Raw genomic sequence first — 17,408 nt, 5'->3', positions numbered from 1 at the left:
GCAAATAGCCCTCGGACCCGTGAAAGAAATTCGCCGAAATGAGTGCAAACCCAGGCGTTTCGCGGGCGTCGGCAGTGGGGATTTACCTTGTTGACACTCAAAATTACTGTCAGTATGCTGATCAACAATTCAGTGTGCTAACGTTTTTTTCGGGTGTACGCGAGTGGCGTTGGCATGAGTTGAGGCGGGTCCAAGGGGACTCAATCGAACCAGATCGGGAGCAATGAATGCAACGACGCCGTTTCCTCGCACAAGCCGCCGGCGCAGCCGGCGCGGGCCTCGCCACTGTGGGCATGCCTGCCGTGGCGCAATCCGCGCCGTCGGTGCGCTGGCGCATGTCCACCAGCTGGCCCAAGAGCCTGGACACCATCTACGGCTCGGCCGAAGAACTCTGCAAGCGCGTGGCGCAGCTGACCGACGGCAAGTTCGAGATCCGCGCCTTTCCCGGCGGCGAACTGGTGCCCGCGGCGCAGAACATGGACGCGGTCAGCAATGGCACGGTGGAATGCAACCACGTGCTGAGCACGGCCTACATCGGCAAGAACACCGCCCTGACGTTCGACACCGGCCTGTCCTTCGGCCTGAGCGCGCGCCAGCACAACGCCTGGATCGCCTACGGCGGCGGCTTGAAGATGCTGCGCGCGCTCTACAAGAAGTACAACATCGTCAACCACGTCTGTGGCAACGTCGGCGTGCAGATGGGCGGCTGGTACCGCAAGGAAATCAAGTCCGTCGCCGACCTGAAGGGCCTGAACATGCGCATCGGCGGCATCGGCGGCATGGTGCTGTCCAAGCTGGGCGCGGTGCCGCAGCAGATCCCGCCGGGCGACATCTATCCCGCGCTGGAAAAGGGCACCATCGACGCGGCCGAATGGATCGGCCCCTACGACGACGAGAAGCTGGGCTTCAACAAGGTGGCGCCGTACTACTACTCCCCGGGCTGGTTCGAAGGCAGCGCCTCGATCACCAGCATGGTGCACGACAAGGCATGGGAAGCCCTGCCGCCGGCCTACCAGGCCGCGTTCGAGGCGGCGGCCGGCGAGCAGACCATGCGCATGCTGGCCAACTACGATGCGCGCAATCCGCTGGCGCTGCGCAAGCTGATCGCCGGCGGCGCCAAGGTCAGCTTCTTCCCCAAGGAAGTGATGGACGCGGCGTACAACGCCTCGCAGGAACTGTGGGTCGAGCTCTCGGCCAAGAACCCGGACTTTGCCGCCATCTTCCCCGATTGGAAGAAATTCCAGGCCGAGCAGGCGGCCTGGTTCCGCGTGGCTGAAAGCCCGCTGGACAACTACACCTTCGCCGCCGTGGCGAAGGCCCAGGCCAAATAACAAGCAGGAGATAAAGGGTAGTCATGACGACAGCAAACGCCGATACGCACGGCCGGCCAGGCAAGCCGCAGGGAGTAGGCGCGCGGGTGCCGCGCAAGGAGGACGCGCGCCATCTGCACGGCAAGGGCAATTTCGTGGCCGACATGGCCATGCCCGGTCTCTGCGAGGTGGCTTTCCTGCGCAGTCCGCTGGCGCATGCGCGCATTGCCTCGGTGCGCGTGGCCGAGCAGATCGCGGACAAGGCGTTTGTGCGTCAGGCCATGGCCGACGCGCGCGACATCGTGGCGGATTCCACCTTGCCCAGCTACCAGGTCTCGGCCCAGCCGCCGCTGGCCTCGGGCAAGGTGCGCTTCGTGGGCGAGCCCGTGGCCATGGTGTTCGCGCCGACCCGCGCCGAAGCCGAGGACTACGCCGAGATGATCGAGGTCGACTACGACGATCTGCCGGTGTATGCGGACGTCGTCAGCGCCCAGGCCGCCCAGGGCGATTTCGTGCACGAGCAGTGGCGCGACAATGTCTTCGTCACGCTCAATGTCGACAAGCAGTTCGACGAGCTGGCGGCGCAGGCCGACGTGGTCGTGCGCCGCAAGATCGACCTGTCGCGGCAATGCATGGTGCCGATGGAAGGAAAGGCCGTGCTGGCCTATTGGGACCATCAGGCCGACCAGCTGGTGGTGGTCAGCGCGACCCAGGTGCCGCATATGATCCGCAGCGTGCTGGCCCAGTGCCTGGACCTGGAGCAGGGCCGGGTGCGGGTGGTGTCGCCGGACGTGGGCGGCGCCTTCGGCTACAAGTGCGTGCTGCAGCAGGAAGAGCTGTGCGTGGCCTGGCTGGCCAAGACCTTCAAGAAGCCGTTCCGCTTCATCGAAGACCGCCGCGAACACCTGACCGCGGGCGCCAATTCGCGCGAGCACCATTATGAAATGGTGGCCTACGCCGACCGCCGCGGCAAACTGCTGGCGCTGGACGCCAAGATCACCATCGACGGCGGGGCCTATTCGGTCTGGCCGTTCACCATCGGCCTGGAACCGGGCCAGGCCATCGGCAACCTGCCGGGACCTTATGCATTCAAGGGCTATCGCTGCGTGACGCGGGCGGTGGCCACCAACAAGCCGGGCTTCGTGCCGTATCGCGGCGTGGCGCGCACCGGCGTGTGTTTCGCCATGGAACTGACGATGGACGCGATCGCCCGCGAGGTCGGGCGCGAGCCTTGGGAAATCCGCCAGGAGAACCTGGTGCAGGGCGAGCAGATGCCCTATGTCAACGTCACCGGCAAGCACCTGGACAGCGGCGATTATCCGGCCAGCCTGCAGCAGGCCATGGACATGATAGGGGTGGACGCCGTCCGCGAGCGTCAGCGCCAAGGCGAGGCGGACGGCCGCCTCATCGGCGTGGGCCTGGCGACGTACACCGAGCAGGCCGCGCACGGCACTTCGGTGTTCGCCGCCTGGGGCACGCCCGTGATCCCGGGCTTCGACCAGGCGACCGCGCGGGTCACGCCGGACGGCGGGCTGGAACTGCGGGTCGGCGTGCATTCGCACGGGCAGGGCATGGAAACCACCTTCGCCCAGATCGCCAATGAGATCCTGGGCGTGGACGTCGCCAGCATCAAGCTGCTGCACGGCGATACGGGGCAGACGCCGTTTTCCACCGGGACCTACGCCTCGCGTTCGCTGGTGATGTCCGGCGGCGCCGTGTCGCAGGCCTGCAAGCGCCTGCTGCCGCGGCTCACGCATATCGGCGCGCATCTGCTGCAGGCCGACCCCGCCAGCGTGGCCTGGAACGGCGACCGGCTGGAAGCCGGCGGCAAATCGGTGTCGGTCAAGGACGTGGCCGACGCATGGTACTTGCGGCCGCAATTGCTGCCGCCCGACGTGGACCCCGCCGGCCTGGAAGTCACCGTGGGCTACAAGCCCAAGGTCGACACCGGCTGTTTCACCTACGCCACCCATGCGGCGGTGGTGGCGGTGGACCCGGGCACGGGCGGCGTGGAAATTCTGGATTATGTAGTGGTGGAGGACTGCGGGACCATGATCAACCCCATGGTGGTCGAAGGCCAGACCATAGGCGGCGTGGCCCAGGGCATAGGCACCGCGTTCTACGAGGAAACGCCTTACGACGACAACGGCCAGCCGCTGGCTTCGACCCTGGCGGACTACATGCTGCCTGGGGCCACCGAGGTTCCGAACATGCGCCTGCACCACTTCGAGACGCCGTCGCCGCATACCGAATTCGGCGCCAAGGGCATGGGCGAGGGCGGCGCCATCGCGCCGCCGGCGGTGCTGTTCAATGCGGTCAACGACGCGCTGCGGCCGTTGGGCGCGGCCGAACTGCTGCGCACGCCCTTGTCTCCGACCCGGGTGCTGGCCGCCATCGCTCAGGGCAGCCGCAAAACCGCAACCGTCGCCGCGGAGGTGACGGCATGAAGGCCGCCGCATTCGAATATTCCCGCCCGGACACGCTGCAGGACGCCTTGCGGGCGCTGCGCGGGCACGAGGGCCGCGCCAAGCTCATGGCCGGCGGCCAATCGCTGGGCCCCATGTTGAACCTGCGCCTGGCGCGTCCGCCCGTCGTCATCGACATCTCCGGCTTGTCCGAACTGCGCACGGTCTCGCGGCAGGATGGCAGGCTGCGCGTCGGCGCGGCCGTGACCCATGCCGAGATCGAGGACGGCGTGCACGAACTGTTGCGCGGGACGCCCATGCAGCAGGTGGCGCCGGGCATCGCCTATCGCGCCATCCGCAACCGCGGCACGCTGGGCGGCAGCCTGGCGCATGCCGATCCGGCCGCCGACTGGGTGCTGACCGTGGTCGGCCTGGGTGCGACGCTGGAGATCGCCGGGCCGGACGGCGTGCGCATGCTGCCGGCGGAAGATTACATGCAGGGCGCCTACACCACCGGGCTGCGCGAAGACGAGCTGATCGCCGCGGTGCACATCCCGGAAGCCGGGCCGCAGGCGCGCTGGGGCTACTACAAGTTCTGCCGCAAGACCGGCGAATTCGCCGAGGCCAGTTGCGCCGCGTGGTTCGATCCGTCCTCGAAGACGGCGCGCATCGCGGTGGGGGCCCTGGACGGCGCGCCCAGATTGCTGCCCCAACTGGCCGCGCGCATCGCGCAGCAAGGACTGGCGGGCCTGGATGAAGCGCTGCTGGCCAGCGAGCTGGCCGGCGTCATGCAGGACAAGGATGAACACCATCGCAAGCTGCACGGGACCGCGGTGACGCGCTGCCTGGCGCAGGCCTTGGGTTGACAGGAATGAGCATGGTTCAGGTGACATTGGAAGTAAACGGCAAGCGCGTGTCGCACGAGGCGCCAGCGCGCATGCATCTGGGGGATTTCCTGCGGGATCAGGCGCGCCTGACCGGCACCCATCTTGGCTGCGAGCACGGCGTCTGCGGCGCCTGCACGGTGCTGGTGGATGGCGCGCCGGTGCGCTCCTGTATCTCCTTCGCAGTGGCCTGCGAAGGCCGGCAGGTGACCACCATCGAAGGCTATGACGCCGATCCGGTGATGCAGCGGCTGCGCGCCGCCTTTACCAGACACCACGCCTTGCAATGCGGTTACTGCACCCCGGGCATGCTGGCGACCTCGCGCGATATCGTGCTGCGCTTGCCGGATGCGGACGAAGGCCGGGTGCGTGTCGAGCTGTCCGGCAATCTGTGCCGCTGCACCGGCTACATGGGCATCGTCGCCGCCGTCATGTCGGTGCTGGCCGAGCTCCGGGAACAGCCCGACCCTGCGGTAGAGGCGCTGCGCGCCGCCCAGGCGCAGGGCCGCGGCGCCGCGCCTGCGGCGGAAAAGCCGGTGGCGTTCGCGGGGTTCACGCCGGCCGCGGCCGGCCAGCCGGCTGCAAGCGCCGCTGCGGCGCCGGCTCCGGCAGCCGCTCCGGCCGGTAGGAAGGAAGGCAAGAAGGAAGGCCGTGGCAGCCAGATCGACGGCGGCTTCAAGGTGCCTTTCCCGGCTGCGGAGGTCTGGGCCTTCATGGTGGATCTGCCGGCCCTGGCCAGCTGCCTGCCGGGCGCCTCGATCGAGGAGCACGAGGGCGACCGGGTCAAGGGCAAAATCGCGATCAAGTTCGGCCCCATGTCCGCCGCCTTCAATGGCGCGGCGCGCCTGGAACGCGACGACGCGGCCATGCAGGCGGTGTTCCGCGGGGCAGGGCAGGACTCGCTCAGCCAGTCGCGCGCCAACGGCGACATCACGTATCGCGTGGAGGCGCTGTCGCCTACGGAAACGCAGGTCCACGTGAACCTGCTGTATTCGCTGCAGGGACCGTTGGCGCAGTTCTCGCGTTCCGGCCTGGTGCAGGACTTCGTGCGCCGCATGATCGCGGATTTCGGCAACAACGTTACCGCCCGGCTGCGCCGGCCCGCCGCCGCGGGCGAAGCGCCGGTCCAGGCCAGTTTCAATCCCACGGCCATGTTCTTCAGCGTGCTGTGGGCGCGCATCAAGCGGTGGTTCGGCCGCGGCGGCTGAACACGCGTGGTACCGGCGGCCGCGGGCGCGGCCGCACAGTGTCGACACATAACGGGGAAAATCATGCTCGCGGTATTCGCAAGAAACTGGCGCAACGCATTGTTGGGCCTGGCCGCTGTCGCGCTCAGCGCGCCCGCCTGGTCCCAGGCTTTGGAGCCTTTGAAGGTGCGGCTGGACTGGACGCCCTGGGGCGTGCACGGCGCGTTCCACCTGGCGCAGCAGAAAGGCTGGTACAAGCAGGCCGGCCTGGACGTGACGCTGGAAGACGGCAACGGATCCGTCACGACGGTGCAGATCGTCGGCGCCGGCGACAGCTTCGACCTGGGGCATGCCGCCCTGGCTTCGGCCATGATAGCCCGCGAGAAAGGCATGCCGGTCAAGGCCGTGGCCGTTTTCGCCCGGCAGAGCGATATCGGGCTGCTGGTCCCGGCAGACGCCGGCATCACCGGCCCGGCGCAGCTCAAGGGCAAGAAGGTGGCCTATACGGCGGGCTCGCTGGAAGCGCCGTTCATCGACGCCTTCCTGGCCGCGGGCAAGCTCAAGAAGAGCGACCTGGAACTCATCAACGTGGACGCCGCCAGCAAGGCATCGACCTATGCCGTGGGACGGGCCGACGCGGCATTCTCCACCATTCCGTTCTTCCTGCCCGTGGTGTCGCAGAACCGCCCGTCCAGCGCGGTGCGCTTCGCCGATTACGGCCTGAACATGCCCAGCTTCGGCCTGTTTGCCAATGAGTCCAAGCTGGCACAGCGGCGCGATGCCATCGCGCGCTTTGCCAGCGTCAGCGCGCGGGCCTGGGAGTACATCTACGCGGGACACCAGGACGAGGCGGTTGCCGCCATCCTGGCGCAGCGGCCGCAGGCGCGGCTGGACAAGAAGGTGCTGCGCGGGCAGATCGACGCCTTGCAGCCGTACTTCGGCCAGCCGGCGGCGGGCGCGCGGCTGGGCGCCATCGTGCCGCAGGACTGGACGCAGGCCGTAACGACCTTGTCGACGGTCGGGCTGATCAGCGCCAACGCGCAGCCCGCCACGTTCTATGCGCCCGACCTGGTGCATCCGGAACGCTACGACAGCCTGGTGCAGCCATGACGCAATGGGCCGTGTCCGCCAAGGACGTGCGCAAGCGCTACCCGGGCGCGGCAGGCGTCGAAGCGCTGGCGTCGGTGTCGGTCGACGTGCCGCGCGGCCGCTTCGTCAGCATCCTGGGACCCAGCGGCTGCGGCAAGAGCACGTTCCTGCGTTGCGTGGCCGGGCTGGAGACCGTCTCCAGCGGCGAGCTGCGGGTGGAGGGCGTGCCGGTGCAGGGGCCGCCGGACGGCATGGGCATGGTGTTCCAGCGCGACGCGCTGCTGGAATGGCGCAGCGTGCGCCGCAACATCCTGCTGCCGGTGGAATTCGCACACAAGCCGGTGGCCGCCTATGCCGACAAGGTGCGCGCGCTGCTGGCCCTGACCGGGCTGGAGAAGTTCGCCGAGAGCTACCCGCGCGAGTTGTCCGGCGGCATGCGCCAGCGCGCCGCCATCTGCCGGGCGCTGGTGGACGATCCGAAGCTGCTGCTCATGGACGAACCCTTCGGCGCGCTGGATGCGCTGACGCGCGACCAGATGAACGTCGAGCTGCAGCGGATCTGGATGGAAACCCGCAACACGGTGCTGTTCGTGACGCACGGCATCGCCGAGGCCGTGTTCCTGGGCGACGTGGTGATGGTGTTCTCGCCGCGCCCGGGCCGCATCCTCGAAACCATAGAAATCGACCTGCCGCGGCCCCGGCCGCTGGCGCTGCGCGAGACGCCGCAATTCGGCGAATACGTGCGGCACATCCGCGGCATGTTCCAGAGCATGGGCCTGATAGACGAGGGCGCGCGCGCCGCGTCCGGCGTGGAGTCCGTCCAATGAGCGCGCTCTTGAAAGGCGCGGGCCGGCGCATGGCCGGGCTGGTGTCGGTGTTGGTCTTCCTGCTGCTGTGGGAAGCCGCGGCGCGGATTTTCCATGTGCGCGCCATCATGCTGCCGCTGCCTGGCCAGGTGGCGCTGGAGCTGGCCGCGGAATGGAGCTGGTACGCCGGCCATGCCGCCTACACGCTGATGACCACGCTGGCTGGCTTTGCGCTGGCGGTGGTGGGCGGCGTCGCGATCGCCGTCATGCTGGTGGGATCGCGTTGGTTCGAACGCTTCATCTATCCCTTGATCGTGGCCCTGAACAGCGTGCCCAAGGTCGCCATCGCGCCCTTGTTCGTGATCTGGATGGGCACGGGCGCCGAACCCAAGATCGCCATTGCCTTCCTGATCGCCGTGTTCGCGATGATCGTGGACACCGTCCACGGCCTGCGTTCGGTGCCGCAGGACGTGCTGGACCTGGGCCGCGTGCTGAAAGGTTCGCGCCGCGATTTCTTCTTCAAGGTGCGGCTGCCGAGCGCGCTGCCTTCAATCCTGGCGGGCATGAAGGTCTCGATTTCGCTGGCGCTGGTGGGCGCCATCGTCGGCGAGTTCGTCTCTTCGCAGCGCGGTTTGGGCTACGTGATCATGAGCGCCCAGGGCACCTTCGACACGGTGCGGGTGTTCGCCGCGATCTTCGTGCTGGCCCTGATGGGCATGCTGCTGTTCGCCTTGCTGGGGTGGCTGGAAAGGCGCGTGACGCCCTGGCTGCGCCACCACCGCGAAGACGACTGACAGGTTCAAGCCCGGGGCACCACGGGCTGAATGTGGGGCAGGTGCGTGATTAGAAACGATTCTGGGGAAAACAGATGCAAGCACTACTCGCCTTGTCGCGTGGCATAGACGCGATCAATCTGCGCATGGGCAGGGCCGTGTCCTGGGTCACGCTGCTGGTTGTGCTGGTGAGCGCCGGCAACGCCATCATGCGCAAGATATTCCATGACAGCTCGAACGCCTGGCTGGAGCTGCAGTGGTACATGTTCGGCGCCATGTTCCTGCTGACCGCAGGCTACACGCTGCTGAAGAACGACCACGTCAGGGTGGACATCATTGCGTCGCGGCTGTCGCGCCGCGCGCAGATCGGGATCGAGATCTTCGGCGTGCTGTTCTTCCTGCTGCCCGCCTGCCTGCTGATCATGTACCTGTCCTGGCCGGTGTTCATGGATTCGTACCTCAGCAACGAGCATTCCTCCAATTCCGGCGGACTGATCCGCTGGCCGGTCAAGCTGTTGATTCCGGTGGGCTTCGCGCTGCTGGTGCTGGCCGGCGTGTCGCACCTGATCAAGTGCGTGGGCTTCCTGATGGGACGCTGCCGCGATCCGCGCGAACGCGAAGGCGCCAAGAGCGCGGAAGAAGAGCTGGCCGAGGAAATCGCCCGCGAAGCGCAGGCGCGCGAAGCGGCCGCGCAGAACGAACTGGATAAGAAGGGCCGCTGATCATGGAGTTTCTCATTGCCAATCTGGCGCCGATCATGTTCGCGACGCTGATTATCTTTCTTCTGTTGGGCTTTCCGGTGGCGTTCGCGCTGGCGGCCAACGGCATTCTGTTCGGCCTGGTCGGCATGGAGCTGGGTCTGCTCAACTCCTCGCTGTTCCAGGCGCTGCCGCAGCGCGTGTTCGGCATCATTTCCAACGACACGCTGCTGGCGGTGCCGTTCTTCACGCTGATGGGCCTGGTGCTGGAACGATCCGGCATGGCCGAGGACCTGTTGGAGACCATAGGCCAGCTGTTCGGCTCGATCCGTGGCGGCCTGGCCATCGCGGTGGTCTTCGTGGGCGCGATGTTGGCGGCGACCACGGGCGTGGTGTCGGCCTCGGTCATTTCCATGGGCTTGATCTCGCTGCCCATCATGTTGCGCAACGGCTACGACCGCAAATTGGCCAGCGGCGTGATCGCGGCGTCCGGCACGCTGTCGCAGATCATTCCGCCTTCGCTGGTGCTCATCATCCTGGCGGACCAGCTTGGACGTTCCATCGGCGACATCTACCGCGCCGCCATGGTGCCGGGCTTCATCCTGGCGGGCCTGTACATCGTCTACGTCGTCATCATGAGCCTGCTGAAGCCGGATTCGGCGCCCGCGCTGCCGGAAGAGGCGCGCCGCTTCCAGGAGCCGAACGGCGGCCGCGGCGGACGTTCGCTGCTGGTGCTGATGACGATTTCCGCCGTGTCGGCCTACTTCCTGGGACTCTGGGTCGAGAACAACACCGCGCCGATGGACGAGCGCATCGTGGTGGCGCTGCTGTTCTGGGGCGCGACGGCCTTCGTCATCGCGCTGGTGAACAAGGCGCTGGGCCTGGGTCTGCTGTCGGCCCTGGCCGAGCGCGTAACCTTCGTGATGATCCCGCCGCTGGCGCTGATCTTCCTGGTGCTGGGCACCATCTTCATCGGCGTGGCCACGCCCACGGAAGGCGGCGCCATGGGCGCGGTGGGCGCCATCCTGATGGCGGTGGCGCGCCGCCGCCTGTCGCTGGACCTGCTCAAGCAGGCCATGGACACGACCACCAAGCTGTCCTGCTTCGTGGTGTTCATCCTGGTGGGTTCCACCGTGTTCGGCCTGACCTTCCGCGCCGTCAACGGCGACCTGTGGGTCGAGCATCTGCTGACCGGCCTGCCGGGCGGACAGTGGGGCTTCCTGATCGTGGTCAGCATCCTGACCTTCGTGCTGGCCTTCTTCCTGGACTTCTTCGAACTGGCGTTCATCATCGTGCCGCTGCTGGGGCCGGTGGCCGACAAGCTGGGCATCGACCTGATCTGGTTCGGCGTGATCCTGGCCGTCAACATGCAGACCTCGTTCATGCACCCGCCGTTCGGCTTCGCGCTGTTCTACCTGCGATCCGTGGCGCCGCGCGACCGCTACAAGGACAGGGTCACGGGCAAGATGATCGAGCCGGTCACCACGGGACAGATCTATTGGGGTTCGGTGCCGTTCATCGTGATCCAGCTGTTGATGGTGGCCGCGGTGATGGCGTTCCCGGGCATGGTGATGCACTACAAGGGCACGGCTGCCGTCGTCGATCCCAGTTCGGTTTCGCTGGAGGTCGGAGGCAGCGGCTACGGGGGCAGCGCCTACGGCGCGGATGCCAATCCGTTCAAGTGATGCGGCAGGGGCGCCCAGGGGGCGCCCCTTGATTTTCAGGGCTTGACCGCGTGTGTGGCCAGGAACGTCGGCAGGAAACGGTCGATCAGGAAGCGCGGCTGAGGCTGCTCATCCTCATAGAATCCCTTCAACAGGAATCCGGCTTCCAGCTGGCCGCCGATCTGTTCGCCCAGGCTGTGCCCGAACACCAGCGCGTCGCCCCGGCCCTGCTTTTCCGCCAGTTCCGATGCGCTCAGGTCGCGCAGGTCGGAGTAGGGCAGCCGGAAGCGCGGCCGGATCAGACCCTGTTCGGCCAGTTCCGGCGCGCGGTCTCCGACGAACACGACCGGGTTGTAGAAGCTGCTGAGCAGCCTGCCGCCATGCTTCAGCACCCTGAAGCACTCCCGCCATACGGGCCGCACGTCAGGCACGTACAGGTTGGAGATCGGATGCACGATGCAGTCGAATGACGCGTCGGCGAACGCCGAAAGATCCCGCATGTCTCCCTGCGCGGTTACGAGCGCCAGGCCGTCGCGGCGCGCGACCATCTCGTCCTGGGCCAGCTGCAGCGGCGAAGCGTCGAACACGGTCACGTCCGCGCCGGCCGCGGCCAGCACGGGCGCCTGTTGGCCGCCGGCGGAGGCCAGGCACAGGATGCGCGGAGCCGGAGTCATCGCCGGCAGCCAATCCGCGGGCAGGGCGCGCGGCGTGATGTGCACCCGCCAGTCGCCGCGGCGCGCGGCCTCGATCGTTTCGGGGCCGACCGGTTGCGACCAGGCGCATTGCTGCGCGGCCTGGCGGTCCCAGGCGGCGCGGTTGTGTTGATAGATATCGATGGTGGTGTCGGTCGCAGGCATTGCGTTTTCCTTGTGTGAAGGGGAAAACTGCCGATGCGCGGAATCCGCGAGCCTGAGCCTTGCGGGGGCAGTCCGCGGCGCGCCGATGGGCGCCGGGTCCTGCAAGACATCAGAATGGAACAAGCAATGCGGCTCGCGCGCCAGGCAGCGCGGGGAGTCAAGATGCGCGTGGGCATCCCGGCATTTACTTGTTCACTCTGAGTGCTCCGGTGGAAGGGGAGAGGGTTGCAAGCTTAACCCGGGCGGCGCGGCGGGGACAAATGACGGTCTGGAACCGGCGCAGGCTCGACGCGGCGCCGGACCCGCCACTACGCGCCGCGCGGCGCCGTGATGACATGCGCCTGGATTCTTCCTGTGATGGGACCCGCGCCGTAGCGCGCACGCAGCGCGTCGGCCGCCGCATTGACGGCCTGATCCAGCATGTCCGCGCCGCGGGCCTCGATCTCGTTGCGCAACGGCGTACCCTGGCAATAGGCCATGGCAGCCGTTTGGGGCGTGTCCGCACGGCTTTCGAAGGCAACGGTTTCCAGCGTCTGCCGGCCGGTGAATCCGGCGCGGGCCAAGTCGGCTCTGATGACGGCCGCGTCGTAATAGCCATGGGGAATCCGGCTCATGAACCGGGGCGGGTCGCCGGGGAACAGCCGAGCCAGGGCCTGCTCCACCGTATCGGCAAACGCGTTGTCCTCGATGCGGTCCCAGACGTTGAACAGGAAGGCGCCGCCGGGCCGCAAGACCCGGCGCGCTTCGGCGTAGGCTGCGGCCTTGTTCGGCAGGAACATGTAGCCGAACTGGCAGACCACGGCATCGAAGGCCTGGTCCTCAAACGGCAGCTTCAGGGCGTCGGCCTGGCGCCAGGTGACGGCGCGGCTTGTGCCCAGGGCCTGGGCCTGTTCCAGCATGGCCGGATTCAGGTCGGTCGCGACGATGGCCGCGCCAGCGGGCAATTGGTCCGCGAGCTGGCGCGTCACCGCGCCGGTGCCTGCGGCGACCTCCAGCACGGCGGAAGGGCGCAGCGCTGCGGTTCGCGCGGCGATGTCCGCCGCATAGGGTTGGAAGACGAGAGGAACCATGTACCGCTGGTAGAACTGCGGAATGGATCCGGAGAAAACACGATCGCCAGGGGTGGTGTTCATGATGTTCGACTCCAAAGCGGCCGCGCGGAGCGGTCTTCAGATTGAACTTGCCCTCGTCCGGTGCCGGACGGGAATTCTATTTTAGGCAATGCGAGTAGGTGTGGCGAAGAGAGGAACGATGCGAGAGGCTTACATCCTTGTAGCCCCTGGGCCTCATATTCCGGGAGTCAGCCTGATTTTGTAGCCCCTGGGGAGCGGAATGGTTGGCTGGCGCATATAGTTTAGTTCGATCCCTTTTGTGCCTTCTGGGCTACAAAATGGATAGAATGTCCTTGTTTTGATGCCCAGGGGCTACAAATGACGACTTTAGGTGATGTGGCGGAAATGCTGAAGAACGTCCGTAAGCAGAATCGCCTTTCCCAAGACGAACTGGCCTCTCGCGCTGGCGTTGCTCGTACGACGGTTACGCGCATGGAAACGGTGGCGCGTGGGGACATGAGTGTGTCCGCGCTGGTTCGTTTACTGGATGCTGCGGGTTATGACCTCAAATTCGTAAAGCGCGGCCATGGCCGGACCGTTGAAGACATACTTGCTGAACAGCGACGCGGAGAGTGAGCTATGCGGCTGGACGTGTACGTTCTCGGGCAGCAGGTCGCCAAGCTCTATCGCGAGGCTGACGAGTATGTTCTTCAATATGAGCCGGACACGCCGGACAGCAGTTTCGTCAGTCTGGCGATGCCGGTACGCCAAGAGGCGTGGCGTTGGCCACGCGATCTGCATCCATTCTTTCGCCAGAACCTGCCCGAAGGCTACCTGCTCGGCGTGATTCGCGAACTGTTTGGACCTCTTCTGGATGGGACTGATCTTTCACTGTTGGCCGTGGTCGGGGCGGCCGGTATCGGTCGGGTGGCCGTGACTGTGGAAGGTGCCGCGCCGGGTGTCGACCTCAGTCCGTTGAACATTGAAGAGCTGCTTACCGCCGAGAAATCAGCTGCCCTTTTTGAAGAACTGGTGCGCCGTTACGCGCGTAGTGCGGTATCAGGCGTGGTGCCAAAATTTCTTGCACCAGAAGAACGGTTGGGCGCGGGGAAGGACGCAGGCAAGACGACGTTGCGCACTGCCCAGCACATCATCAAAGGTTCGGATAAGGCGACCGACTTCCTGGGTTTCAACGAGCACTACACATTGAAAGTGCTCGCACGCCTGAACGTTGTGCCGGTGGTTCAAACACAGATGTCCGCGGATGGACGGATCCTGGTGGTGGATCGCTTCGATGTGGACACTGAAGGACGGCCTGCCTATGGGGTGGAGGACGCCTGCAATCTGCTCGGCCTGCCGCCGCACGAAAAATACAGTCCGTCGACAGAACGGGCGCTGAGCGCGACCAGGGCATATATTCCGTCTGCCATCAGACGCCAGCAGAACTTGCTGTTTGCTTGGCAGACGCTTGCAAACTACGTCGTGCGAAACTCCGATTGCCACGCCAAGAACATTGCCGTGTACTACTCAACCCTTGGGGATGTGCGCTACACGCCGGTGTATGACGTGGTGACGACCCAGGCGTATCCACAATTCAGCAGCGCGCCGGGCTTGGCCGTGGCTGGCCGGAAGACCTGGTCGCCGGGCAAAGCGCTCTCGCGATTTTGCACCGCTCGGCTGGATATCTCGCCCAGGGACTACCAGGACATGGTCGAACAACTCTGTGAGTCTGCTGTGGAGGTCGGCAAGGAGATCATAGAAGCGGCCAAGAATGAACCGCGATGGAAATGGATCGCCAGACAGATGGTGCATGCTTGGAATGAGGGCATGTGCTCGCTTCGGAGCGTTCAACTGGAAAGGAAGTACCGCGGACTTGAAGCTGCCATAGAGAATGCCGGGCTCGGGGCGCCAGATGTTCCAGCGTCCGCCAACGCGGCTATAGGACGTTCTGAAATGATCGCTCCGCCCGCCCGAAAGCGGACATGACGAACGAGGGTAGCGGCGTCATGTCCATGAACGGAAGTCGAGGTCTCCCGCGCGATGGGCAAGAATGGCGGTTGCGGCCGCCTAAGCGCCCAGCCGCGCCTGTTCCGCCGCCAGATAAGCGTCCCGCGACGGCAGCAGATGCTCCCGGCACAGCGCCATCAACCCCTCCCGGTCGCCATCCCGCAGCGCGTGGATCATGGCCCAGTGTTCCTGGCGGGCGCGTTCGCGGTAGCCGGCGGCGGCTAGCGAGCCGAAGCGGATGGGGTGGGTGCGGCGGGCGTATTCCTCGATGGCCTGGCCTAGCACCGCGTTGTCCAGCAGGCTGAAGAACTCGCGATGAAAGCGCTGGTTGCTGCGGAACACGCGACGCGCGTCGCCATCGGCGACCGCGGCATCGTGTTCACGCTGCACGGCCACCAGCGCCGCCAGCCGCGCCTGCGGCACGGGCAGCGGGATCTGGCTGGCGGCATGCACTTCCAGCACCTGGCGCAGCGCGTACAGCTCCATGACTTCGCGCACCGCGTACGCGCGCACGACCGCGCCGATGTTGCGCTTTTTCTCCACCACGCCCAGCGCCTCCAGGTCGGCCAGCACCTGGCGCACCACGTGGCGCTTGAGCGCGAAGCGCGCCATGAGTTCGTCTTCGGTCAGGCGCTGGCGCGGGTGCAGCCGGCCGAAGACGATGTCTTCTTCCAGGATGGCGACCGCGGCCTGCGCGGCGTCCGGGGCCAGTACCGGCGCGGAGTCGGGGGCGAGGGCGTCCATGGGCTTGCCGCCTACTTCTTGGGCACGGTGTCGCGCGTGACGCCGGCGCGCAGGAAGTCGAAGTCCACGCCCTGGTCGGCCTGGGTCACGGTCTGCAGGAACAGCTTGCGGTAGCCGCGTTCTGCGACGGGGCGGACGATGGGCTGGGCCGCGGCGCGGCGCGCCAGTTCGGCGTCGTCCACCAGCAGCGCGATCTCGCGGTTGGCCACCGACAGGCGGATGCGGTCGCCGTTCTGCACGTAGGCCAGCGGGCCGCCGATGGCGGCTTCGGGCGTGACGTGCAGCACGATGGTGCCGGCGGCGGTGCCGCTCATGCGGCCGTCGGAGATGCGCACCATGTCCTTCACGCCGGCGCGCGCCAGCTTCCTGGGGATGGGCATGTAGCCGGCTTCGGGCATGCCCGGCGCACCGGTCGGGCCGATGCGCTTGAGCACCAGGATGTCTTCGGCGGTGACATCCAGCGCCTCGTCGTCGATGCGCCGCGCCATGTCCTCGGCGTCCTCGAACACCACGGCGCGGCCTTCGTGCTCCATCAGCTTGGGGTTGGCGGCGGATTGCTTGATGATGGCGCCGCCGGGGGCCAGGTTGCCGCGCAGCACGGCCAGGCCGCCCACGGGGTATATGGGCGAGGCCGCCGTGCGGATCACGTCCTGCGGGAAAGCGGGCGGGGCGTCGTCGAGTTCCTCGCCCAGCGTGCGGCCCGACACGGTCAGCGCGTCCAGGTGCAGGTAGGGACGCAGCTCGCGCAGCAGCGCCGGCATGCCGCCGGCGTGGTGGAAGTCTTCCATGTAGTGCTGGCCGGAGGGCTTGAGGTCGACCAGCACGGGCGTTTCGCGGCTGATGCGGTCCAGTCCGGCCAGGTCGATGTCGATGCCCAGGCGGCCGGCGATGGCCGTCAGGTGCACGATGCCGTTGGTGGAGCCGCCGATGGCCAGCAGCACGCGCAGGGCGTTCTCGATGGACTTGCCGGTGAGGATGCGCTCAGGCGTCAGGCGCGAGGCGGCCATGGCCACGGCGGTGGCGCCGGTCTTCTCGGCGACGCGCACGCGGTCGGCGGTGACGGCCGGGGCCGACGCGCCGCCGGCCACCATCATGCCCAGGGCTTCGGTGATGCAGGCCATGGTGCTGGCCGTACCCATCACGGAACAGGTGCCCACGCTGGCGACCAGCTGGTTGTTCACGTCCGAGATCTCGGCCGCGTCGATCTCTTCGGCGCGGTAGCGGCCCCAGTAGCGGCGGCAGTCGGTGCAGGCGCCCACGCGCTCGCCGCGGTGCGAGCCGGTCAGCATGGATCCCGTGACCAGCTGGATGGCGGGCACGCCGGCGGACGCCGCGCCCATCAGTTGGGCCGGTACGGTCTTGTCGCAGCCGCCGATCAATACCACGGCGTCCATGGGCTGGGCCCGGATCATTTCCTCGGTGTCCATGGACATGAGGTTGCGCAGGTACATGCTGGTGGGCTGGGAGAAGCTCTCGTGCACCGAAATGGTGGGGAAGTCCATGGGCAGGCCGCCGGCCAGCATGACGCCGCGCTTGACCGCCTCGATCAGTTGCGGGGCGTTGCCGTGGCAGGGGTTGTAGCTGCTGCCCGTGTTGACGATGCCGATGATGGGGCGCGACAAGGCGTCGTCGGTCAAGCCCGCTCCCTTGATGAAGGCCTTGCGCAGGAACAGCGAAAAGCCGGTGTCGCCGTAGTTGGTGAGCCCGCGGGCCACGCCGCGCGCCGTGGCGCCGTCACTGCTGAAAGGGCCCGGCGCAGCTGCGTCGTTCTTGGTCTCGTCCTTCATTTTTGATCTCGATAATATTATTGATAATCTGATGGCGGCATCATAGCCAGCCTTTGAAAACACCCGCAAGCGATTTATCAGTGCCGTTCAATTGATCTTATTAATAGATCAGTCGATAGAAAAATTCTGATTCTTCAATCAAGTT

General features: G+C 66.5%; 15 protein-coding genes. 11 read left to right on the top strand and 4 right to left on the bottom strand.

The window, feature by feature from the left end; genetic code table 11:
* The first annotated feature begins 227 nt into the window (after positions 1-227).
* The 9 genes from N5C88_RS05660 to N5C88_RS05620 all read left to right on the top strand — a co-directional run bounded on the left by N5C88_RS05660 (position 228) and on the right by N5C88_RS05620 (position 10,837).
* Positions 228-1,331 (top strand): TRAP transporter substrate-binding protein, encoded by a 1,104-nt coding sequence (locus N5C88_RS05660; RefSeq protein WP_059378455.1) that lies wholly within the window; start codon positions 228-230, stop codon positions 1,329-1,331.
* Positions 1,332-1,354: 23 nt separating this feature from the next.
* Positions 1,355-3,757, top strand: a complete 2,403-nt coding sequence (locus N5C88_RS05655) for a xanthine dehydrogenase family protein molybdopterin-binding subunit (protein ID WP_118933892.1) — start codon at positions 1,355-1,357, stop codon at positions 3,755-3,757.
* The gene (locus tag N5C88_RS05650; RefSeq protein WP_280014932.1) at positions 3,754-4,581 is read left to right on the top strand and encodes an FAD binding domain-containing protein; all 828 of its coding nucleotides are present in this window, start codon (positions 3,754-3,756) and stop codon (positions 4,579-4,581) included. Before N5C88_RS05655 ends, N5C88_RS05650 begins: the two co-directional genes overlap by 4 nt.
* A gap of 5 nt (positions 4,582-4,586) precedes the next feature.
* Positions 4,587-5,807, top strand: a complete 1,221-nt coding sequence (locus tag N5C88_RS05645) for a 2Fe-2S iron-sulfur cluster-binding protein (RefSeq protein WP_280014931.1) — start codon at positions 4,587-4,589, stop codon at positions 5,805-5,807.
* A 63-nt stretch (positions 5,808-5,870) separates the two neighbouring features.
* On the top strand, positions 5,871-6,896 hold the full coding sequence (locus N5C88_RS05640) for an ABC transporter substrate-binding protein (RefSeq protein ID WP_280014930.1): 1,026 nt from the start codon (positions 5,871-5,873) through the stop codon (positions 6,894-6,896).
* Positions 6,893-7,702, top strand: a complete 810-nt coding sequence (locus N5C88_RS05635; protein WP_059378461.1) for an ABC transporter ATP-binding protein — start codon at positions 6,893-6,895, stop codon at positions 7,700-7,702. The genes N5C88_RS05640 and N5C88_RS05635 overlap by 4 nt, the downstream gene beginning before the upstream one ends.
* Positions 7,699-8,475 (top strand): ABC transporter permease, encoded by a 777-nt coding sequence (locus tag N5C88_RS05630; protein WP_118933889.1) that lies wholly within the window; start codon positions 7,699-7,701, stop codon positions 8,473-8,475. Before N5C88_RS05635 ends, N5C88_RS05630 begins: the two co-directional genes overlap by 4 nt.
* Before the next feature lie 74 nt (positions 8,476-8,549).
* Positions 8,550-9,176: a TRAP transporter small permease subunit gene (locus N5C88_RS05625; protein WP_118933888.1), complete on the top strand. Its 627-nt coding sequence runs from the start codon at positions 8,550-8,552 to the stop codon at positions 9,174-9,176.
* Between the two features lie 2 nt (positions 9,177-9,178).
* Positions 9,179-10,837, top strand: a complete 1,659-nt coding sequence (locus tag N5C88_RS05620; RefSeq protein WP_059378465.1) for a TRAP transporter large permease subunit — start codon at positions 9,179-9,181, stop codon at positions 10,835-10,837.
* Positions 10,838-10,872: 35 nt separating this feature from the next.
* Here N5C88_RS05620 and N5C88_RS05615 read toward each other — a convergent pair whose 3' ends face one another.
* Entirely contained in the window at positions 10,873-11,673 is an 801-nt protein-coding gene (locus tag N5C88_RS05615; protein ID WP_118933887.1) for a class I SAM-dependent methyltransferase, read from the bottom strand.
* Positions 11,674-11,981: 308 nt separating this feature from the next.
* On the bottom strand, positions 11,982-12,806 hold the full coding sequence (locus N5C88_RS05610; protein ID WP_280014929.1) for a class I SAM-dependent methyltransferase: 825 nt from the start codon (positions 12,804-12,806) through the stop codon (positions 11,982-11,984).
* Positions 12,807-13,103: 297 nt separating this feature from the next.
* On the opposite strand from N5C88_RS05610, the gene N5C88_RS05605 reads away from it, so the two are divergent.
* Positions 13,104-13,361, top strand: coding sequence for a helix-turn-helix transcriptional regulator (locus N5C88_RS05605; RefSeq protein ID WP_013393124.1), 258 nt, complete (start codon positions 13,104-13,106; stop codon positions 13,359-13,361).
* Positions 13,362-13,364: 3 nt separating this feature from the next.
* On the top strand, positions 13,365-14,711 hold the full coding sequence (locus tag N5C88_RS05600) for a type II toxin-antitoxin system HipA family toxin (protein WP_280014928.1): 1,347 nt from the start codon (positions 13,365-13,367) through the stop codon (positions 14,709-14,711).
* An 81-nt stretch (positions 14,712-14,792) separates the two neighbouring features.
* Here the strand turns inward: N5C88_RS05600 and N5C88_RS05595 are convergent, their stop codons facing one another.
* Together N5C88_RS05595 and N5C88_RS05590 are read right to left on the bottom strand one after the other, a co-directional pair.
* The gene (locus N5C88_RS05595; protein ID WP_280014927.1) at positions 14,793-15,476 is read right to left on the bottom strand and encodes a GntR family transcriptional regulator; all 684 of its coding nucleotides are present in this window, start codon (positions 15,474-15,476) and stop codon (positions 14,793-14,795) included.
* Between the two features lie 11 nt (positions 15,477-15,487).
* Positions 15,488-17,263, bottom strand: coding sequence for an IlvD/Edd family dehydratase (locus N5C88_RS05590; protein ID WP_280014926.1), 1,776 nt, complete (start codon positions 17,261-17,263; stop codon positions 15,488-15,490).
* Between the last annotated feature and the right edge of the window lie 145 nt (positions 17,264-17,408).

It is taken from the genome of Achromobacter sp. GD03932 (genome assembly GCF_029839485.1).
In the GTDB taxonomy this organism is placed as follows: domain Bacteria; phylum Pseudomonadota; class Gammaproteobacteria; order Burkholderiales; family Burkholderiaceae_B; genus Achromobacter; species Achromobacter bronchisepticus_A.
The sequence above is the reverse complement of the archived record's forward strand: the minus strand, read 5'-3'. Positions and strand labels throughout refer to the sequence as shown.